The 20,477-nt window shown below is 55.1% G+C and carries 16 protein-coding genes; all 16 read right to left on the bottom strand.

All coding sequences use genetic code 11. From position 1 onward, the window contains the following. Positions 1-151 precede the first annotated feature (151 nt). Complete coding sequence (locus ACMI1Q_RS05305) at positions 152-1,078, bottom strand: DMT family transporter (protein WP_419503037.1); 927 nt, start codon at positions 1,076-1,078, stop codon at positions 152-154. A 69-nt stretch (positions 1,079-1,147) separates the two neighbouring features. Continuing rightward, positions 1,148-2,029, bottom strand: a complete 882-nt coding sequence (locus ACMI1Q_RS05300; protein ID WP_419503036.1) for an NTP transferase domain-containing protein — start codon at positions 2,027-2,029, stop codon at positions 1,148-1,150. Continuing rightward, a complete protein-coding gene (locus ACMI1Q_RS05295) occupies positions 2,026-3,822 on the bottom strand; it encodes an NTP transferase domain-containing protein (RefSeq protein WP_419503035.1) in 1,797 nt (598 codons plus the stop codon). The genes ACMI1Q_RS05300 and ACMI1Q_RS05295 overlap by 4 nt, the downstream gene beginning before the upstream one ends. A 127-nt stretch (positions 3,823-3,949) precedes the next feature. Then, a complete protein-coding gene (locus ACMI1Q_RS05290) occupies positions 3,950-4,909 on the bottom strand; it encodes a capsular polysaccharide synthesis protein (RefSeq protein WP_330057420.1) in 960 nt (319 codons plus the stop codon). A 13-nt stretch (positions 4,910-4,922) separates the two neighbouring features. Then, the gene (locus tag ACMI1Q_RS05285; protein ID WP_330057528.1) at positions 4,923-5,777 is read right to left on the bottom strand and encodes a LicD family protein; all 855 of its coding nucleotides are present in this window, start codon (positions 5,775-5,777) and stop codon (positions 4,923-4,925) included. Positions 5,778-5,843: 66 nt separating this feature from the next. Next, positions 5,844-7,322: an oligosaccharide flippase family protein gene (locus tag ACMI1Q_RS05280; RefSeq protein ID WP_419503034.1), complete on the bottom strand. Its 1,479-nt coding sequence runs from the start codon at positions 7,320-7,322 to the stop codon at positions 5,844-5,846. Between the two features lie 64 nt (positions 7,323-7,386). Further along, entirely contained in the window at positions 7,387-8,304 is a 918-nt protein-coding gene (locus ACMI1Q_RS05275) for a glycosyltransferase family 2 protein (RefSeq protein WP_419503033.1), read from the bottom strand. A 51-nt stretch (positions 8,305-8,355) separates the two neighbouring features. Beyond that, on the bottom strand, positions 8,356-9,594 hold the full coding sequence (gene cps2T / locus ACMI1Q_RS05270) for a beta 1-4 rhamnosyltransferase Cps2T (RefSeq protein ID WP_419503032.1): 1,239 nt from the start codon (positions 9,592-9,594) through the stop codon (positions 8,356-8,358). A 42-nt stretch (positions 9,595-9,636) separates the two neighbouring features. Beyond that, positions 9,637-11,049, bottom strand: coding sequence for a sugar transferase (locus tag ACMI1Q_RS05265; RefSeq protein ID WP_419503031.1), 1,413 nt, complete (start codon positions 11,047-11,049; stop codon positions 9,637-9,639). Between the two features lie 133 nt (positions 11,050-11,182). Further along, entirely contained in the window at positions 11,183-12,526 is a 1,344-nt protein-coding gene (locus ACMI1Q_RS05260) for a hypothetical protein (protein ID WP_419503030.1), read from the bottom strand. Between the two features lie 141 nt (positions 12,527-12,667). Beyond that, positions 12,668-14,317 carry a surface carbohydrate biosynthesis protein gene (locus tag ACMI1Q_RS05255; protein ID WP_419503029.1) on the bottom strand — a complete coding sequence of 550 codons (1,650 nt, stop codon included), beginning with the start codon at positions 14,315-14,317 and terminating at the stop codon, positions 12,668-12,670. A gap of 12 nt (positions 14,318-14,329) precedes the next feature. Next, a complete protein-coding gene (locus ACMI1Q_RS05250; RefSeq protein ID WP_419503028.1) occupies positions 14,330-15,940 on the bottom strand; it encodes a surface carbohydrate biosynthesis protein in 1,611 nt (536 codons plus the stop codon). 11 nt (positions 15,941-15,951) lie between these two features. Continuing rightward, complete coding sequence (locus ACMI1Q_RS05245; protein WP_330057437.1) at positions 15,952-17,295, bottom strand: hypothetical protein; 1,344 nt, start codon at positions 17,293-17,295, stop codon at positions 15,952-15,954. Between the two features lie 25 nt (positions 17,296-17,320). Next, a complete protein-coding gene (locus ACMI1Q_RS05240) occupies positions 17,321-18,106 on the bottom strand; it encodes an ABC transporter permease (protein WP_330057439.1) in 786 nt (261 codons plus the stop codon). Beyond that, positions 18,075-19,262: a polysaccharide ABC transporter ATP-binding protein gene (locus ACMI1Q_RS05235; protein WP_419503027.1), complete on the bottom strand. Its 1,188-nt coding sequence runs from the start codon at positions 19,260-19,262 to the stop codon at positions 18,075-18,077. Before ACMI1Q_RS05235 ends, ACMI1Q_RS05240 begins: the two co-directional genes overlap by 32 nt. A gap of 38 nt (positions 19,263-19,300) precedes the next feature. Beyond that, the gene (locus ACMI1Q_RS05230; protein ID WP_330057444.1) at positions 19,301-20,473 is read right to left on the bottom strand and encodes a polysaccharide ABC transporter ATP-binding protein; all 1,173 of its coding nucleotides are present in this window, start codon (positions 20,471-20,473) and stop codon (positions 19,301-19,303) included. Between the last annotated feature and the right edge of the window lie 4 nt (positions 20,474-20,477).

Here is a 20,477-nt window from a genome sequence, read left to right as displayed (position 1 = left end):
CCACTTTCGATGCGGTGTCCCTTTCTTTCCCATTTTTCTACCTCCTTTTCTTCTTCTTACCACGAAAAAAGTAGACACCCACACTTTTGTGAGTGTCTACTTTCAGTTTACAGGTGCACCCGCAGAAATGCGGGGGCCGGCTTTGTTTCTTTCATCGGGCGGTCAGTTCTTTCAGGTCTGTTCCCGCCAGCACGGAGCCGCCAAGGATGGCAACTGCGCACACAGTACTTTTCAAGTCGGGCATCGTGCCCAAAAGGATCAGTGAGAACAGGATGGACCATGCGGAATAGGTGATGTTCAGCGCCATCGCCTTTGCTGCCCCAATAGTCTTGATGGCCTTGTAATAAAACAGATAAGACGCTGTGCCGAACAGCGCGCTCAGCGCCACAACGGGAAATGCCGCCGCAGTCAACGCCGCGGTGGTGAGCCCCCAGCCGCGAAACACATTCAGCAGCACCACGCCGTAAACCAGAGCCGACGTGAGCTGCCGCAGCTGCAAAGCCTGTTCATTGCTTACGTCGGGATCCCGCATTCCCCAGGCGCAGATGACTGCCTCTGCCGCCCATCCGAAGCAGCACAGCAGAGCGCAGGCAAAGCCGAACGCGGCATGCTCCGGCCGTGCCGAGCCCGGGGCATAGCCCAGCGCCATCACGCCGAGGATGCTCACGGCCAACCCGGCGATTTGAAGCGGCCTCATCCTCTCTTTCAGGAACACCCAGGAAAGCAGCGCTCCCACCGCCGGGAACACAGAGGAAATGACGGCGGTGTAGGCCGGGCCGATGGAGTGGATAGCATACACATAGCCCGTCATTCCGACGGGTCCGCCCAGCAGCGCCCCCAGCAGGATAAACCTGCCGCTGCGGGTCTTGAGGGCGCGGAAGGTCTGCCTCCACTGCCGCCGGGCCCCCATGTACAGCAGCATCCACAGAGAGGAACACGCGTCATGGAGGAACGTGCTTACGAAGGGGGCCAGCGCCACTGCCTGACCGGCAGACGCAAAGGGCGTCATGGAGAGCGCGATGCCCAATATTACGGTGTCCAGCGCCCACAGGACACCCGCCGAGAGTCCCGTTATCATAATCTTCCCGTCCTCTCCCGTTTCGTTCCGGATGCCGGCCGTGCGGGGAACGTCCCCCGCCGTCCGGGTTCACCGCTCGTCTGCCGCTTCCACCTGTCCGTCCGTGTAGCGGCAGCGGTAAGTGCGGCCGGCGTATTCAAACAAAAAGCCTTCCGGCTGGCCGCCGGACACATGCCAGGGCCGGCAGCCGGTGATAGCCCCCTGCGGGCAGCCGAAACGCCGGGCCAGACTCTCCATCAGCGGCGAGCCGGTGTCGTTCCGATAGGTCTCGTCAAATTCCCGCAGCTCGTCCAACGTGTCGAACTCCCGGATCACGTTTTGCTCATACCGGCGCATCTTCAACTTCAGCCGGTCCAGATGGGCCGCATAGATGGACTCCCACAGCAGCCCCTCTGTTTCCGGCGCGTCGTAACAGGCGTCCAGTATGGAGAGGAAGGTCCGCGCGAAGTCCGCGTTCCAGAACACATGCCCCAGCATGTACCACTGGTCGTGCCCGCCCACCGTCACGCCGGTGATCCAGTCCTCCCGGTCGGTGGTCAGGCACCATTCCCGTGTCTGCCCCGCCGCATACACCGCCGCGTAGTAGGGCGCGTCCACCCGGTTTTCAAAGGGGTTTCGCTCAAAATAATTGTCCGAGGAGCAGATGTAGCTGTTGCCCAGATAGCGGGCCGCCGCCCGGATGGAAGAATGGTTGTTCCGCCGGGCATACTCCGGGTTTTCCACCAGGATCACGCCCAGTTTGTCCCGCAGGTACTCAAACGCCTCTTTTTTGTAGCCCGTCACCACAATGACGTCTTTCACCCCGGCTTCCCGCAGCTGGCGGATCTGACGCTCGATCAGCACTTCGCCCCGCACGGGGATCAGCGCCTTGGGGCGCTCGGCGCAGAGCGGCGCGAACCGGCTGGAAAATCCTGCCGCCAGGATGACCGCGTTATCCACGATAAAGCTCATTCCCCGTTCTCCCCTCTTGTCTGCACATCCGGCAGGCCCTCCGGGCACTGCGCTTTGAACAGACGGAAATACTCCTTGGCATAGCGGTACTGGCGCAGGGAATACTCCCCGAACTCCACGCCAAGGTTCCGCTTGAATTCGCACCAGTTGCTCCACAGCAGCCCGCAGGCTGCGATATAGCAGTATATTTTCAGCCGCGTCTCCCGAGGGCAATCCCCTTCAAAGTACATCGAGATCAGCGCGTCCACCTGTTCTTTATCGTACATGGCGTAGATGCAGAACATGGCAATATCCACATGGGGGTCCTGCATGCCGGCATATTCCCAGTCGGTCAGCTGCAGAGCCTCCCCCGCCCCATCGGGATAAAAGAGAAAATTGTCCGGCACGGCGTCAATGTGGGTGAGCACCTTGCGGCCCGCGTGCGCCTCGATGTAGGGGCGGAGTTTCAGCACATTCGCTTTTGTCGTTTCATAATCCCGGTACACAGAGGGCACTCCCGCCCACAGGTCTTCGTAAAAATCGATCTGAGCGAAGATGTCAAAGGTATGCCCCACCTGCAATTTCATCCCGTGGAATTCCCGCAGCTTTTTCATGCAGCGGCGAAGATCGTCCGCGCTGGCGCTGTCGCAGCTTCTTGCTCCTTCCAGAAAAGCCGTGATCTTGAATCCCGTGTCAGGGTCGAGATAGACCGGGTCATCACACAGCCCTCTGCCTGCAATGGCGCGATAGACCTGCGCTTCCTGGGCCCGGTCGATGAGCCGCTCTGTCCCCTCGCCGGGAACGCGCATGATATAGCGTTTCCCCCGGCAGGAGAAGAGGAAGGAGCGGTTGGTCATTCCCTTTTTGAGCACCTCGATGTCCCGGATCTCTTCCACCGAAGCGCCCAGCGCCGACGCTGCCGCCTGCAGCGCTTCCGAGCGCAGATGCACCGACGCGCCGTCCAGTTCTTTCAGTTCTTCGTAAGTGTTGATCTCGCTGACCGCACCGTCCCGCACCACACGGGCCGCCACCGCAGGCTGACCGCCCGCAAACAGCGCCGCCTCCCAAAAATCGTTCTTGTGCAGACCGGTAGCTTCCAGCGTCTCCATAGACTTGCGCAGCGCCACTCCGTCCCGGGGAGTGAAGTAAGCGATGCCCACCATGCGCGCACCCGCCTGCCCGGGTTTTGCCGGCGCAAGCTCTCTTGCGCGGGTGACCCGCACATCGCTCTCCTCACTTTGGGCGTCGCTCACCATGTACCAGGAATACAGCTCATACCTTCTGAACGGGTTTTCCGCGCACCAAAGGTCACAGGGCAGCAGATAACTTCCCCCCAGCTTTTCCTTTGCTCGCAGCAGAGAATACAGGTTATTCCGGGTGCCGTATTCCGGATTGACCACAAGCTTCACGCCGAACTCATCCATCAGATACTCAAACGCTTCTTTTTTGAAGCCCACCACCACCGAAATATCCGTGACGTCTGCCGCCTGCAACTGGCGGATCAGACGCTCGATCAGGCGTTCTCCCCGCACTTCCAGCAGCCCCTTGGGGACCTCTGTGCCGATGGGGGCCATGCGCATCCCGTATCCCGCCGCCAAAATGATCGCGCCGGAAGGCCGGGAGTTTTCCAACAGTTCCCTGGCCTTTGAGGTGAGCCGTCCATCCGCCTCGTTCAGATACCCCGCCTCTGCCAGTGTGTGCAGGCAGCGGTTCACCACCCCCAGTGAGTGGCCTGTCATCCGGGCAAGGGCCCGTTGATTTTCGTTGCAGCCCTGCGCGATGCAGAGCAGAACGTCCATTTCCTGTCTGTTCATGTTTATCACCATACTGCTTTTCGTGAACACTCTTTCTGTTATATACCATACTTCCGGGGCGATGTCAAACAGCTGCGCCCCGCACGCCATTGGCTTGGCGTGCGGGGCGCGGGGATGGGGCCGCCGCTCACTGGGGCAGGCCGTTGTTCATCAGGTGGGCATAATAGGTGCCCGGTTTCGTTTTCATCTCTTCTGCAAATTTGTAGCTGAGCTTGTGGAAGCAGTTTCTCTGGACCAGCGCTTCCCAAACACCCTCATCGAAGGGGCTGAACAGCCGCAGAAGCAGCACATGGGGCATGGCGTTGTCCGCCGGGATGACCCGCTCCCATTCCTCCGGGTAAGCCTCAATGGCCAATTGGAACATGTCATGGAGCAGGAAGTAATCGACCATCTTTTTGTGATGCGCCCAGTATTCATACAACAGTGCCCGCGTCAGAAGGAGGATGGGATGATTTGTGCAGGCAGTGATGAACCAGCTGGAGATGACCGTTGCCTGACCGTCCCGCCCCGGCTTGAGAGTTTGGAACAAAAACAGGTCTGAGTCCAGCATATATTCCGGGATGTTTTTGCCGGAGCAGAACACCGTTGAGTCGATCCAGGTGCCGCCGTAACGGAGCAGCAGCTCCAGACGCAGAAGGTCGGTCAGATGGGTGCGCGTGATGAGGCCCGCCTGTATCTTCTCCTCGATGAATGCCGGGAAGGAAACGTAATCCCTGTAATTTTCCTGGGTGAGCAGCACGATCTCCCGGTCAGGCAGGTTCTCCTGCAGGGAGCGGTGGCACCGTTTCACCACGTCCGGCGCGTTCTCCATCCCTTGCAGCCAACAGACCCAGACCTTGTTTGAGCACTGCCGGGGCAGCGTTTCGCCGTTTTGTGCCTGCCAGTCGGCGATGAAACGGCGGTACTTTTTGCGCAGCCGGCGCAGCACCCGGTTGTTCACCGAAAGGCGCACGATCTCCAGCGATGTGCGGGAAAAGCCCTGCAGCGCCGTCTGCACCAGCGCGAAGAACAGCACCCGGGACTGAGCATACTGCCGCAGCACCGCCGCCCCGTTTACTTTTTTGAAAATCGCAACAAACCCGTTCATTCCCGGCACCTGCTCACTGTTCGTCCAAACGATAGGTATCGTATGTGTGGTGGGTCCCCCGCTGGTCTTCCGGCAGCGGAGTCATATAATCGCCGTAACCCATTTTCAGAATGCGGTCGTACTCCGCCGGGACAGGAAACTCGCCGGTCTCAAAGGGTACACGGATGGTGGAGAACCACTCTTTTTTGTAGACGTTCTTGTTCTGCCCCCGGCGCTCCGTCCAGGGCTGAGCCACACAGGCCACATATTCGCTGGCCTCATAGACGTTTTTCCGGCACTGGCACTCCTGCTTTTGGATGTAATGCCGGTTGCCCAGCAGGTTCGCCCAAAGATAAGCGGGCAGTTTGACGGCCATTTTCAGGCGGGAGGCGGTGTTATCCACGCCGTATCCCTTCCGGCTGGTGAGGAAGCAGAGCGATGCGGTGCGCTTGCTTTTGTGCACCAGCTTCTGGGCCGCAGCCATATCGCTGCCCACGCCGTCCAGAGGATAAATATCCACGAACAAGCCGATGCCGTAGTCCTTTTCGTTGTCAAACTCGATTTTATAGCGCATGTCGCTCATGCGGGCGATGGGATGGGGATACTGGGGCACCAGCGAGTTTTCAAACAGCTTGAAGGGAGCCATCTCCTTCTCGTGCCCGGCACAGTAGCGCACCAGCCTGTCGTAGTCAGGCCGGGGCATCATCACGTCGATGTCGTCGTCCCAGGGGATGATGCCCTTGTCGCGAATGGCGCCGATCAGCGAGCCATACATCAAAAAATAGGTCAGCTGCTGCTCTGTGCACAGTTTGTCGATGAACCGCAGCACCTCAAACGCCCCCAGCTGCGCCTCTCGGAACGTCAGCTTTTTCCCCGGTGTTCTTTCCATCACAGCCACGTGATCCCCCTTCTGTATTCCTGGCTTGCGCAGCGCCGTGAAGCGGAACCGTCCGTGTCAGCCCTTTCCGTCCGGGGCCTGGCGGTTCCGTTTATTTCTCAGCCTGGCGTATACCATCTTTATATTTTCCATAAGAAATGCGTCGCGCATCAACAACAGCGTTCCAAAATATACGGATGCGCCGCCTCCAATGGCCACACACAGCATCAGGAACGTCTGATCTGCCGACCGGCAGAACAGATAGACCGCGACCAGCATCAACAGCCCGCCGATCCAGTTTTTTACCGAAAGGCGCAGCAATTCCCCAATGTTTACAAGCTTTTTCCTGCTGAGGAAGGCAAGCAACATCGATGCTCCTACCGTTTCTGCTGCGACTGATGCGGCCGCCGCGCCCACCGAAAGAAATCTTGGGATCAGCACCGCGTTCATGGCCACGTTCACCACAGCGCTGGTCACAACGGCCATCGTATATACGTTCTGCTGCTTTGTGGGGATGAGGTACTGCACGCCGACCACATTGCTGATGGAAACAGCGACCACCACACAGCTGTAGATGGGCATCAGGATCTCGATCTTCTCATAGCCCGGTCCGTAAAACACCGGCACAAACAGATGTGCAAATCCAATAAGGCCGCACATGATGGGCACGCCCAGAAGCCACACGAACTGAAACGACTTTTTCAGGTAGCTCTTGATCCCCGCTTCATCCTGTTTGTGATACAGCTGGGCGATCCGGGGCGCTACCACCGTTCCCAGTGAGGTGACGACCATCAGTGCAACACGCACTACCTTCTCGGTCTGCTCATAATACCCGTTTTCAGCCGCGCTGGGCGAGAACGCCCCGATCATCATTTTGTCCAGCACGCTGTACAGCTGGATCGCAATGGTCGGAATGAACAAGAGAAATATCTCCCGCACATCCTTGAACGGCCGCCATTCCCGCATCGGAATGGCGCAGACAAGTCGCGGCACGTACGGCCACACCGACAGATTTCCCAGCAGCGTCATGCCGCCGAGTATCCCGGTGTAGACCACCACGTCGTTCGGAGATTTTACCATTAAAAACAGCAGAAAGACGTTCAGCAGTTTGGTCAGTGTGTCCCGCACGACGATTTTTTTGAACTCTTCCATCCCCTGAAACAACCAGGAGACGTCCGCCGCAACAGCCACCAGATACAGCATCTGCACCAGGGCGGGCACCTTGTACTTGCAAAATCCCGAAGCCAGATAAACGCAATAGACCGCACTGCACAGCAGTGTGGTCACAAGGCGAAATGAAAAAACGTCGAAAAACTTTCTGCTTCGTTCGACCACATCGTTCTGGTAGTATGCAATGGTCCGTTGGGCATAGGACGTTGTGCCCATCACCGCAGCCAGCACAAAGCAGGAAACCACAGAATAGGTGTAGCTGCAGATGCCGATTCCTTCCGCACCCAGCGTTCGGGCAATGTACGGTGTTGTAACGATCGGCACAAGGAGCACCAGCACCTGATAGCTCATATTGAGGAAATAGTTCACTTTTATGCTTTTGCCCATTGTTTTCCTCTGCTCCCGCCTTCACCGACTGCTGTTTTCACAGCTTTGGCTGTTTGCCGCCGCTTCATCGCGTTCCAAGGAAGATGGCACAGCGGATGGTGGCGCTCATGTTCTTGTTCATATATCTCGTCTTGCAGGACAGTGCCAGCCCCGCCCTGGAAAAAAGCGACCGCTTATACCCGGCCACCTTCTCCAGCCATGCCCGGTCATCTTCTTTCAATTCACTGCCGTACAGCGTCAAAAGTGACCGTGCCTGTTCCGCGATGCCTGTCGCTCCGGCGTTGCTGACCGAACGGAGCCGCTCGACCAGCGTCCCCCACAAGCCATGCGGCACACCGATCGTGTTGCCGCCGTGCTGGCGATACTTCATGCTGCATCTTGGGTCGAACACGACCCGGCCGCCCATCGCTCCGCACAATTCCACCGCATAGAAATCATGCATGACCACCCTGTCCGGCGCCGCCTTCTCCTGTATCATCCGGGCAAGGGCATTGTTGAACACCATGGTGCACCCAAGGCATCCACCCGCGCAGGTCACAGTTCGAAAGTCTGTTCGCGGCGTGCTTTTATACACACACCGGCCCAGCGGCGACAAGGCTTCATCCACCAGCTCCGCGTTGGAAAAATACAGCACGGCATTCTCCCGGGCGGCATCGATCTTTTCCAGAGTTTCCAGCGCCCACGACAATTTTTCAGGCATCCAGAAATCATCCTGGTCCGCAAACGCGTACCAGTCGTAACCCAAAGTGCGCCGCACAAGATCAAGGAAGCTCTGTGCCGGGCCCATATTTTCGCCCGTATACCACCGGAGGAGCCCTCTCGATTCATAGTCGTTGAGGATATCTTTCGTGCCGTCCGTTGAGCCGTCGTCCCGCACCCACAGATCCAACTCAAATTCACCTGTTTGATCGAGAATGGAGTCAAGCTGCTCCCGGATGAATCTCGCACCATTGTAAGTGGACATCAAGACCGCTGCTTTCATGGGCTTCTCCTTTGCAATGAATGTGCGGACGGGCTCAGACGGGACGGACCATCAGACGTTGTGCGCGCTGTTTCTGTCCTCGGCAAAGACCTTCTCATACTCCTGCCCGATCTTCTGCCAGCTGTAAGCCGTTTTCACCCGCTGTTTGGCCTTTTCGCCCCAGGCCTGCGCCTCGCTGGGCAAGATCTTGTCCGCCTGTTCGATCAGTGCGGCCAGACTGCCCGGCTCCTTCGTCCAGTAGAGCGCCGCGTCCTCGGCCACCTCCCGGTTGAAGCCCACGTCCAGCAGCAGGTTCAGGTCGGTGCTGCCCAGCGCCTCCAGCAGGCTGGGATTGGTGCCGCCCACCTCATGGCCATGGAGATAGCCCCAGGCGTTTTCCCGGATCTTTTTCAGCAGTTCCTGGTCGTAGACCGTGCCCACGAACTTGATGCGCGGGTCGCTTTTGAAGTGCAGCCGGGCCTCCAGCTGCTCCAGGAACTTGTCGTTCACATTGGTGATGATGGCGAAGTCCCGGGGCGACGTGCTCTTCATGAATTCCCGGATCATCGTCTCATAGTTGTTCTCGGGCACAAAGCGGCCCACCACCAGGTAGTAGCCGCCGGGCGCAAGGCCCTTGTCCCGCAGCCATGCCGTGTACTGCGGGGCATCGTCCGGCAGGGCGCTGTCCCGCGTCTCCGCGCCGTAGGCGATGTAGGTGGTGCGGGGATCTGCGCCGCCGGGGCCTTTGCCGTCGTAGCAGGCGTGGATGTAACTTTCGATATTCGTTGAATCGCAGATGACGAGGTCGCTGTGCCGGACCATCATCCCTTCGGACAATTTCCAGTATTTGCGCACGGGCGCGCTCCACTTGGCCCGCATCCACTCGTGGCCGTCCGGATTCAGGAACACCCTGCCCCCCAGCTTGTGGATGCGCTTTTGGAAGTGCGCCGCAAAGGGGCCGATGCGGCAGGCCAAAATATAGACGATGGGATGGGGAATGTGGTGTTCCTCGATATAGCGGCAGCAGGCTTCCAGCGCCGCGATGTCATAATAGATGGCCACCGCGGGCCCGATGTTCGGCACCTTGATCTTGAAGCAGCGGGCGTTGTGCAGCTCAAACACGCCGTCACCCAAAGGCCGGGCCTGCGGCAGCCGGGTCTCGTCCATGCAGCCGTCGCCGTTTGCCTTGCAGGCCACATGATACTTCAGTTCCCCGTTGTGCTGGTGATATTCCGTCAGTTTATACACGAAGGTCTCATATCCGCCGTACGCCCCCAGCGACTTGGCCCCGACGATAAACACATGCTGCATCTTACTTTCCCTCCTGCGGGCCATCCTTTGCACGGGCGGCGCTCAATACGCGCCGTCGCCCCGCAGCACCACACCCACGGTTTTGAAGAGGATCTTCATATCGGTGAGGAATCCCTGTTCCTCCACATATTTCAGGTCCAGGCGCATCCAGTCTTCAAAGCCCACATCGCTGCGCCCGCTCACCTGCCAGTAGCAGGTGAGACCCGGTTTCACCGCCAGACGGCCCCAGTCCCAGTCGGTGTATTGTGCCACTTCCCGGGGGAGCGGAGGCCGCGGCCCCACGATGCTCATTTCCCCTTTCAGCACGTTCCACAATTGCGGCAACTCATCGATGCTGGTCTTACGGATGAAGCTTCCCACCGGCGTAACGCGGGGGTCGTTCTCCATCTTGAAGGCCGGCCCATCCACCTGATTGTATTTCTGCAGTTCCGCCAGTCGCTCTTCCGCATCCACATACATGCTGCGGAACTTGTACATTTTGAAATGAACGCCGTTTTTCCCCACACGCTCTTGGGCAAAAATCGCGGGACCGCCGTCGCACCGTTTCACCGCGATGGCGGTGATAAGCATAATAGGGCTGGCCAGTACCAGCCCCAACGTCGCTCCGATCAAATCCATCGCGCGCTTCACAAACGCCCAAATCGGGCCTTTGTCCGGGGTGCTGCGCACGTTCAGCAGCTTCAGGTTCCCCGCCGCCTCCACCGTGGGCGTGGCAGGAATGAAATCGTTGTACTGGGGGATCACCGACGCCTTTGCGCCGTAGCGGCCGCAGGCGGCGATCATTCCGCCAAGCCGGTCCATATCCGTGCCGGACAAGGCAAAGACCACCTGGTCCACCCGCTGTCCGCTCAGCAGCGCGGAGAAATCGTCGTATCCGCCCAGGCGCGCCTCACCGTATTCCGGATGGGCCTGCGAGGACACATACCCCACCAGCTGGTACCCATACCGAACGTTCTCCTTCACGTACCGGATGTAGCGCTCGGCAAATTTTCCTTCGCCCACCACAAGAAGGTTCCGCCGGGCATATCCCAGGCTCCGGCTGTGCCGCAGGATCGAACGGAACACCAGCCGTTTCGCCAGCACCAACCCCACGCTGAACACATAGAAAAAGCCCAGCACCATACGGGAAAAGTCGGTGAGGCGGGCAATGTAGAGCACTGCGCCCACGCCGAGAATGCCGACGCCGTTGATGACGGCGATGGTGCCGGCTTCCTGAAAGAAATTCCGAAACCGGAATGAACCGTATAAGCGGCAGAACACATAGGCAAGGCCGATGCACACCGCATAGACGCAGGCCACCACCACATACTGCCGGTCGAACAGGCTGAAAAAGGAGGTCGGAGCGCCGCCCATATAGCCGTTTCGCAGCCAGGTGGCCAAGCCGTAGGCGACCAGGATCAGCCCCACGTCAATGGTGAAATTGGCGATATTTACAAGACCCTGATGCCTGCGCATTGTTCCACACACCTTTTTCTTTATGCTGACAAGAAGGATTTTCCGTGATGGGAACCATCACGGAAAAAAAGGGGCATGCCCCTTTTGCGGCAGCGTCACACTTCAGCGAAGGCGCCGTGCCCGTATTTTCGATTCAAGAAGTCGTTTGCGGGGCGCCCGTGTCAGGCGCGAAATCCCCCACCCGCTCTTTCGGCAGCAGGAAGAGCACGCAGGGCATCAGCCACAGGCACACATTGACGCAGGGCCAGATGACGTGGTTCTCCATGAACCCGTGGGCCAGCATCACCACGAGGCAGGCGCTCTCGGTCACGGCGCCCTTTTTCATGAGTCGCCATAGAAGTACTGCCATGGCACCCCAGAGCAGGATGCTCGCCACCGGACCCGCATAGATCCACAGGTTGACATAGCAGTTGTCCACAACATAATCTACATCCCACAAGCCCTGCCCTGCGATTGCAAGGGATGTTTCGGAAAAGGCTTTGTTTGCAAGGTACAGGCGGCCCGTAAAGATATCGTTCAGCTTCACCAGCAGCGCGTTGTCGGGCGTGTACAGCCAGCTGCCCAGCAGGCTGGCCGCCAACGCCAGCACGGGAGCCGCACTCACCAGCACCCGCACCCACACCGGCCGCGCGATCCCCGGCAAGAAACGGAGCAGCAACGTCAGCGCGATGAGCAGTGCAAGGCAGACCACAGCCGCACGGCTGGCAGGGCCCTCGTTGCAAAACACCAGCGCCGCAGCCAGCACGATAAAATCAAACCATTTCAAATTCCGCACCTGCCGCAGGCAGACATACATAAGGCACAGGGCAAGCACGATAACGCCGGTGAGGTTATACCACCCATATCCAAAGCTGTTGCGCATGCGGCCGTCGTCCCACAATTCGGACAGGGTGCCGATCCATCCGGCCGACGAGGCCAGGGCCACCGCCAGAAAGCTGGCACAGCTCGTCACAAGCCCGGCTTTCAGCGTGCGCCGCAGCGGAGCATCCTTTGCCGCAAGCATGTAGAACAGCACCATGGCGAACCAGTACTGATGATTATTGAGATAGACCCAGCGGAACACAAAGAAAAAGCAGTATGCCGCAGCCAACTGCCGGCCGGAATAGCGGGTAAAGAGCACTATTTTCAGAATAAGGAGCATCGAATAGGCGATGTTCAGCCAGGACGCGAGGAAGCCATACCACGGCTGGTCCAGTTCCCGCACGAGACTGTTCATAAAGAACATGTCAAACTGAAGCAGCACCACCGACAAAAGGAACATCCAGCCGCCGATCGCTACCCGCGCGTCGCCGCCCCAACCGCCGAACAAGAACACTTCATCGCTCAGGCCGGCGCGCACTTTTTGCGCAAAGCTGCCTTTTGCCGTCACAAGCGCCCGCACCGCGAGCCAAACAAGGCCCAGGGTCCAGCCGATCAGAACGAAGTCAAGATAACCGTAGATGCCGGTGGTAAATAGTGACAGGGGCACTGGTTTCATCCTTTCTCTGGCCGAAAATACTGTGTCATCCTCTGTTTTAATTATGCTCGATTTTGTCTTATTTGTCCACACTACAGTTTTGCTGGATAAGAGCTGTCGATTTCTTCTCTTCCAGAGGCCTAACGAGTGCCAGTGTGCGTTTTATTCCAATTTGTCCGCCTCTGCGCGGGCATTCAAACACTGCCTCATCCGTGCTTTCTCACGTTTAAGCTGTGAGCTGCGAATCAAATGCTGGCGGGCTTTTTCCTTGTCGTACCGCCTCTTCTGCACGCAATCCTCAGAAAACAAAGCATTTTTTAGCATTCCAACTAACTCATCGGTCTGTCGGCGGATCGCCTTTTTCTCTTCACGACGCCGTTCGTTGAGCGACCGGCTCTCCTGCCGGTCAGCCTGCAACTCATTTTTTATTGCAAGGTACCGATTCTGAGCCTGCTTCCCGCCCTGAAGCTGCAACAACCAGCGTTTCCCAGCCCGCAACCACATGCGAATTCGACGTGGCCACACATAACGCAAGTTTCCTCGCAGTCGGTATACCAACCAGTAACGCAATGGATTCGCCACGTGATTCGCAAGCACATGCTTGATTAGCACACCCGAAATTCTCTCGATGTTTCCTCGATAATAGAGTAAATGGGGTCGTGTTTCCAGAACCGGGCTGTGAAAACCATCGTCCTTAATGGTTTGTTCCAGCATATCACATACTCGAATATACGCCGGAGTTTCCCCCACACTATACCATTCATTGAGCAGATTGATGTCCATACTGTACTGCGCCTGCACTTGCGGGTCGTCCCCGTAATACAGTGTCTGACGGAACTCCTCAAAGGTACGCACAAAGGAGCAGTTGTTAAAAATGGGCATCGCGCTACTACGAGGCATGAATACCGGCCGGATTACAAACGTGGGTTTACCGCTGAAGTAAGCTTCAATGGCGCTTGTACTGTTCCAATTATAAATCACATCGCACGCATTCAGCCAGTGCTTGATGGCCTCGTCAGGAATACAGAAGAACCCTCGAGTCGTCCTTTGCATTGCCTGTAGCTCGGGATTTTTCATCTCTGAAGGATGGGGTCGGTAAATAATCTGCACATTTTCGGCGTCTGGCTCAGCCAACAGCTGCTTCGCCCATGTCAGAAATGCACTTTGGCTGTCAATACTGGCAGTACGGAAAATATCGATTGCCTGATCCGTCATCAGCGGACTAACACTGTTCAACTTAGGCATTTTTGCAAAAACGAAAGACGAGATAAACAAGGCAGTCCGCTTTTTCGGGTCCAGTCCATACCGCGCGAACAGTTTGTCGCGGGAGATAAGCATATTGTTCAAAGGCCACCGATAAAAATCCAATGTAACATACCCTGTAACCGTAACATTTGCAGGCTCTACACCCACCACGTTTAAAAGCCGCTTGCGGTTCTGCTCGCCCCAAGAAACATAGCGCACATTGTGCTGTAATACCCCTGATGAATTCCAGTCTGCATTTGCCCACTGCTCAGGCGTCTCCCCCTCCAATACATTGTTTGGAGGCACTTGTTCCCACTGGAGGTTTACTACCTTGTCGAAAGCACTAACAAATCCGGTGAATGTACGGTACACCGTGTCCTTATAACAGGTTGCCAGCACCGCCACCTTTGTTCGATATTTAGTGTAGAAGCGGTGGGTGTAGCTATGCCAGAAACTCTGGAATCCCACCTTGTACCCCCGACGCTCCAACTCGGCTCCCAGCAGACTGATGTTCTCAAATTCCCGATTCTTTACATCGTACACAAACAGAAAGTCTACATCACGCATTATAGAAACCCCTCACAAACATTCGTTGATCTGGTGTTTGATTCTGTTGATTTCATCCTCACTGGAACGGTTAAGCAGATATTTGGAGGCATCGTAGCTCTTTTTCTGTCGGGTATCGCGATTCTGTACCATCCGTTTGAATTCAGCTCGCATTTGCTGGTAGGTCTGACGAATCTGCTGTCGGTCGCTCCAATACTGCAGTCGTTGTGCTTCCAATGCCTGCTGCACCTCGTGCACCCGCCGAACCGGCAGCAGAGTTTCCCGACTCTGCTTTTGGGCAAAGAGCATGCACAGGCCATACTGTGCCAACCGTGCGCCACAGCCCACCAGCTTGTACAACTTTCGGACGATTCGTGGGCAGGAACGATTGATCTCAGGCCCCAGTAATGTGATCCACCCCCTGACGCAGCAGAGTCGGTAATTGAATCGATGTGCTATGAAGTTCATCCAAACATAAACAACATTGTATTCGAACCACATCTTCCAGCAGGGTACAGAAGCATACCTCGGCAGTTGAGGACTTTGATAGGCCGAATCACTGCGGGTCTCCTCCAGCCAGTCGCAAATATTGAGATAGGCCGCCTGGCCTAAATGCAGGCCATACCACTGATCAAGCACCGCTGGGTCCAAAGAGGGATTGCTCTCCTCCTGGTCTAACACCGATGTTTCAAACGCTTCATAGGTCTGGATGGCTTTGCTGTTCTCAAAAATCGGCATATCACACTGCCGTGGCAGCGAAACGGGGCGCAACAAATAGGTCTTAACTCCACTGACCCAAGCCTCGATAGCACTGGTGCTGTTCCAGATATACACCTTGTCGCAGTCTGCAATCCAGTGGCGGATGGTAAACTGCGGCACGCAGAAAAAGCCGCGATGCTTGCGTTGCATCGTCAGCAGATCTAGATTTTCCGCCTCGCTTGGGTGTGGGCGATAAATGAACTGCACATCCGGATATCGCTCCAGTAATTTTTCTATCCAAGCCAGAACCAGTTTTTGGGACTGCGAGGAGATCTTTTTGGTCAGCGATTTACCATCCTCGTCTGCGGTAGCCTCAAGCGCGGGTGGTAGATTCACATATGCAAAGGAAGAAACAAACAAACACGTCTTTTTCTTCGGATCCGCACCGATTTCGCCCAACAACTGCTCCCGACTTTTCAACAGAGGGCGGAACTGGGGCAGGTACAAGTCCAACGCGATATAACCGGTAATCCTGGCGCAGTTCTCATCTACACCAAACTTTTCCACCAGCCGCTCCCAACTCTTACGTCCCCAGCACACATTGCGTACATGGAGCGCGGTTTCCTGATAGGTCCACGACGTTTTTTCTGTGGATTCGTAGGAGTAGTTCACCGGCACCTGTTCCCACTGCAGGCAAAACACTTTTTTGTATCTGCGTGCAAAGCCGGTAAAGAATCGGTATACCTCGTCGTTGTAGCAGGCCGATATGACAAGTGTATCACAAGAATATCCGCTGTCTTTCTTTTTCTTCAACATCGTCCAGCTGTTGACAATCGCCGTGGTATATCCTCGCCGTTCCAGCTCGCACGCCAACAGGCATATGTTCTCTAGTTCCCGCGCCTTCACCTCGTACACGAACAGGAAATCCACATGCTTGTCCGTCATTATAAACTTCCTCACTTTTCTCCTCTGGCATCCTCATCTTTTTTACAAAACAACTTTCGGCAGACTGAGCGGCACTTTCTCCACACCCGCCGAGCAAATTCATACGCCAATCCTGCCGTTTTTTCCCAACCTTTTCGCATCAAGAGGATCAAACTGCTGTATCCCTTAATCCACCAGAAGCGCATGAGAATCGACCAATATTTATCTTTTCCAGTCGTTCCGATGAGACTTTGAAGATCCTCCAAGATCTCCGCCACAAAACGGTCATAGCCATACCGACCAGAGGCAACCACATGCTCATAACACTGATCCGCGATACGTGCGCAATATTCTGGTTGCTTTTCTACAATATCCATCACTTCGTCCAAATTGGAGAAGTCCTCCTTGATGGGAATGTAGTGGACATTGGGCTCCAACACGCCAAAGTAATCACCCTCTACCATAAGCTGGCAGGTATGGGTCATCGCACACTCAAACACTCGTGGTCCCAGGATGCGTGTTTGGATAAGCCCTTCTTGTCCGTGGTAGCACTCCCGATCGATTTCCTCATCCGTAGCGTTTGGATGTTCCTTGATGTACGTCAAAGTGTGTTGGCGGAGACTCCCATCTGAATCCAGCAAGCTCGATCCACCCAAACAGCCCAGCGCAGCGCGACTACGCAGGAGGAACTCATACCAAGCGTTTCCGGTGATGGTATTTTTATAGCTGTCCATGTAAGTGAGCTTTACGTCTTCCTTTAAGCCGGGGTGGCGTGGCAGCCTTTCATGGAATGCTTGGGCCAGTCGCGTCTTGAGTTGTCCGTGGAAACCAAACACATAGTTGGCGCTTCCCGCCCGGTACACCACGTCCAAGTCCTTCCGGGGCATCTTCTTTTCCCGCTTTTGAACCCAACGGAGCGTCTTGGGGTCTATGTATCCCGTAAAAACCGGATGACAAATATTGCCTCGACCAGTTTCACTCGAGGGATAGATCACTTCCTGGTCTTTATAAAAGCAGCTTGAGAAGATGCGCTGCACATTAAAGTCGCGGATAATTGCCCAGAGCGACTTGGTGTAGATATACTCGTCGTGCGGGATGATTGCCTTGACACCTTGAAGTTTTTGCAGGGTTGGGCGAATCTCCTCATACATCTTCCAGAATGACTTTTGGTCAAACCGAAGAGCCAGGAATGTATAGTGAAACAGTACCGCATCAAAGGGGATTTTGGTTAACTCGGCTGGGATACCTCGTCCAGGGATATAGTTAAAATAATAAAAGTGGTGACCATAGCCGTAGCGCCGGAACGAGTAAAGATGGTTGTCGTGTGTACGGACAATGCTGTGTCGTGGTTTCCAGTACAAGATTAAAATGTTCATTTTATGTGTGCGTCCTTTTCCAGATTTACAGAGCAGACTCGAACGATCCGCGCAGTCGATTAAACAGCTTGGTGCCAATGAGCCAAAACGCACAGATCCATGCAATCAGGATCAAGACTCCCGGCAAGCTGATTGCTGTATGCGAATACAGCGCGCACCGATAGAGGTTGACCAATTGATAGAAAGGATTTATTCCTACGATTGCCCTTAACGGTACTGGTAAACGCTCAGGATAATACAAAATCGGAGTAAAAAACATTGTACACATGAGCAGCACACTCAAAACCTGCACCAAATCGCGCAGGAACACCACTACTGCGCTCACCGATAAGCCAATGCCCATAATCATGAGAAAAGTGCAGGGGATTGCCAACAGCAGCCAGAAAATTGACAAGGAGAAACCGACTCCCGAAAGCACCGCCAACAGCGACGCAAACACCAGTGTTACCCCTACCGATGGCAATCCCATCAATGACGCAGCAATAGGAAAATATTGGGCCTTAACTTTGAAATTTTTGAGAATAGACCGATTGGCCACCAAGCTATTGGCGGAGTTCATAATGCCCTCACTAATTGCCTGCCAGGGTCCGTAGCCACAGATAAGCCACAGCACATGCTCCAACGGATTCTCCGTGGTACCAGCAAACACAAAACCAAACGCAAACACATATACCCCCATCTGGAGGATAGGGCTCAGAACAATCCATATTTTTCCAATCTGAGTGCCGGTGAAACGGGTGCGGTAGTTCATTCGCCAAAGGTTCAGAATCTGTGCAGCCTCAGTTTGTATCTTGTTTCTCAGTACTTTCATTCGTGACCTCTTCCTTGTGCAATTTCAGCAGTTTAATCCGATTTCGGTAGTAGACCTGGGGACTGTCCAAATAGTTGTAGTATTTGTCGTTCACCATACGAAACAGTACCGTCCGTCTCGCTGTTAATGCGTTGCCATCTCTCACCGAAAGCATCACCTGATACCAACCTGTATTGAAGTTACAGTCAGGGATATTCAAAGTGAGTCGGAGGGTCTGTCCCTTTGCAACTGAGAGTGCTTTGCCAACCTTTTCGATATAAGACTGGCGGAACAGCAGATATCCCCGCATACTGTAACACTCAACTGTTAAATTGAGATTCTCCGCCTGTCGCTCGCCGCGTAGTGCGGCCACCACACGCACGTCAGAGTGGATGGTAATTGCCGCACTATTGCCTCCGTCTGCACCCAAAACCTGCATATCGCAGATGCACACAGCACCATCTACCACACTATTGCGGGTTTCCTCCTCCATTTGAGCCAGCATGTGTTGCTCCTGCTCCGCTTTCACCGCGAGCTCAAACGCTGCTGTGACCTCTGCGGAGGGGCCATCCATTACCACACGCCCTTTGTCTATCCAAATACAGCGATCAGTGTATTTGCGGATAGTCGACATGGAGTGAGAAACCATCAAAAGAATTTTCCCTTTCTGGCAAAGCTCCTTCGTCTTTTCTTCTGACTTGGCCTTAAACTCCATGTCCCCCACACCAAGCACCTCATCAATTACCAAAATTTCCGGCTCAGTGAACAGGATACATCCAAATGAGACCTTTGCAATCATACCGGAAGAATAAATCTTCATCGGTTGGTCAATGTACTCGCCCAATGCCACGAAGTCTACCACTTCTTGCACTTTCTCTTCTATCTTATCCGCCTGAATCCCAGACAATCGTGCCGCATCCCGGATGTTTTCGCGACCAGTAGCCTCCGCATTTATACTGCTTCCAATCTCCATGACGGGGGTAACCTTTCCGACGATGTCCAATTCGCCGCTGGTCTGAGCACTATATCCCGAGAGGATGTTCAGCAACGTGGATTTTCCTGCCCCATTGCGGCCGATGATTCCCACCCGCTCGCCATGGTGAATCTGAAAGCTGATGTCCTTTAATGCCCAGAAATCCTCTTCTCCTTTTTTTGCCACTGTTTTAAGATAGGCCATCGGGCTAGACAGGTATCTCTTTGACAACTTATTGCATTTTATATGCATTCCACACACCACTCCACGTGTTTATTTAAAAGCGGCTGCTCCTTTTCTGGCAACACTGTACCTTCAACGGTAAAGGGAATCCATCGCTGTTCGTCGTAAATTTTCACAAGCGGACCTTCTCCGCTGGGCGGCGGATCGCCAAGCGACAGCGTACAATAGTATTCACCCGTTTCCAAATTGACATTTTCCATGCGAAACTCATAATCATATACGCCTTTGTGTCCGGCAGATACGTTGTTATCCATCTTACAAACGTGTATGATTCCGCCAGGACGTTGCCGCCTAATAATGGACACAGCAATAGTCAAAATCCGGCTCTCCGGCACCTTGGAAACCTGCACCGAAAACCGTATGGTCACATCCTGTCCGCTGACATGATGAATCACCGTTTCAGCGAGTCGCTCACGCTCCAAAAGGCAGACCTCATCAGTAGCCCTTCGGGCCAATCCCAGGTAGGTGTTGACTGTCTGATAACTCTTACCTTCGAACGCCACCCTCCCTTTGTTCAAGTAAATCGCCTTGTCGCACAGTTTTACCACAGAATCCATATCGTGGGTAACAATAACACCACTGGCCCCGTTGTTCAGCAGGGCGAACAACCGTCTCCAAGCCTTGGCCTGGAAATATTCATCTCCTACCACGAGGGCTTCGTCGATGAGAAAAACGTCTGCTCGTCTGGCAGTAGCCGCAGCGAACAACAGGCGGGCTTTCATTCCCGATGAGTATTCCCGTACCGGCTTATCAAAAAAAGGGCCGATCTCGATGAACTCGCGGATTTCCTCCACCAAGGTGGGGATTTCCTGTTCCGGGACCCCCAAAAACTCAAAATATTCCTCGCAGTATCTGCGCCCGGTTGCATTAGCGTCCAAAAAAGTTCCCATCTCAAACAGGGCGGACGGCTCACTTGCCACCCACAAGTTTCCTCCTGTCACCGAGTACACACCAGCCAGAAGGCGCAGCAGGGTGGACTTCCCCGCGCCATTGCGGCCGATAACCCCCAGAAGCTCTCCCTTTTCGACGGAAAATGTCAGTTCTTTCAAAACGTTGATCTGCTTGGCCGTATTGCGCACCAGTTGTCCCAGCGTTGCGTGGCCCACATCTGTAAAGTCTTTAGACAAGTCGTTGGCACGAATAACCTGTTCTGCCATATGTTCGTTCTGCACAGCA

This window comes from Candidatus Allofournierella excrementavium (assembly GCF_048526665.1).
Taxonomy (GTDB): Bacteria; Bacillota; Clostridia; order Oscillospirales; family Ruminococcaceae; genus Allofournierella_A; species Allofournierella_A excrementavium.
Note: the sequence above shows the minus strand (reverse complement) of the source record. Positions and strands in the feature narration are given on the sequence as shown.

What these genes read in the sequence shown, in the direction of transcription:
- ACMI1Q_RS05235 (WP_419503027.1), bottom strand. Translation starts at nt 19,262, where the DNA reads ATGGCCTATCTTAAAACAGTGGCAAAAAAAGGAGAAGAGGATTTCTGG.
- ACMI1Q_RS05245 (WP_330057437.1), bottom strand. Translation starts at nt 17,295, where the DNA reads ATGAACATTTTAATCTTGTACTGGAAACCACGACACAGCATTGTCCGT.
- ACMI1Q_RS05300 (WP_419503036.1), bottom strand. Translation starts at nt 2,029, where the DNA reads ATGAGCTTTATCGTGGATAACGCGGTCATCCTGGCGGCAGGATTTTCC.
- ACMI1Q_RS05285 (WP_330057528.1), bottom strand. Translation starts at nt 5,777, where the DNA reads ATGGAAAGAACACCGGGGAAAAAGCTGACGTTCCGAGAGGCGCAGCTG.
- ACMI1Q_RS05240 (WP_330057439.1), bottom strand. Translation starts at nt 18,106, where the DNA reads ATGAAAGTACTGAGAAACAAGATACAAACTGAGGCTGCACAGATTCTG.
- ACMI1Q_RS05295 (WP_419503035.1), bottom strand. Translation starts at nt 3,822, where the DNA reads ATGAACAGACAGGAAATGGACGTTCTGCTCTGCATCGCGCAGGGCTGC.
- ACMI1Q_RS05260 (WP_419503030.1), bottom strand. Translation starts at nt 12,526, where the DNA reads ATGAAACCAGTGCCCCTGTCACTATTTACCACCGGCATCTACGGTTAT.
- cps2T (WP_419503032.1), bottom strand. Translation starts at nt 9,594, where the DNA reads ATGCAGCATGTGTTTATCGTCGGGGCCAAGTCGCTGGGGGCGTACGGC.
- ACMI1Q_RS05250 (WP_419503028.1), bottom strand. Translation starts at nt 15,940, where the DNA reads ATGACGGACAAGCATGTGGATTTCCTGTTCGTGTACGAGGTGAAGGCG.
- ACMI1Q_RS05280 (WP_419503034.1), bottom strand. Translation starts at nt 7,322, where the DNA reads ATGGGCAAAAGCATAAAAGTGAACTATTTCCTCAATATGAGCTATCAG.
- ACMI1Q_RS05290 (WP_330057420.1), bottom strand. Translation starts at nt 4,909, where the DNA reads ATGAACGGGTTTGTTGCGATTTTCAAAAAAGTAAACGGGGCGGCGGTG.
- ACMI1Q_RS05265 (WP_419503031.1), bottom strand. Translation starts at nt 11,049, where the DNA reads ATGCGCAGGCATCAGGGTCTTGTAAATATCGCCAATTTCACCATTGAC.
- ACMI1Q_RS05305 (WP_419503037.1), bottom strand. Translation starts at nt 1,078, where the DNA reads ATGATAACGGGACTCTCGGCGGGTGTCCTGTGGGCGCTGGACACCGTA.
- ACMI1Q_RS05275 (WP_419503033.1), bottom strand. Translation starts at nt 8,304, where the DNA reads ATGAAAGCAGCGGTCTTGATGTCCACTTACAATGGTGCGAGATTCATC.
- ACMI1Q_RS05255 (WP_419503029.1), bottom strand. Translation starts at nt 14,317, where the DNA reads ATGCGTGATGTAGACTTTCTGTTTGTGTACGATGTAAAGAATCGGGAA.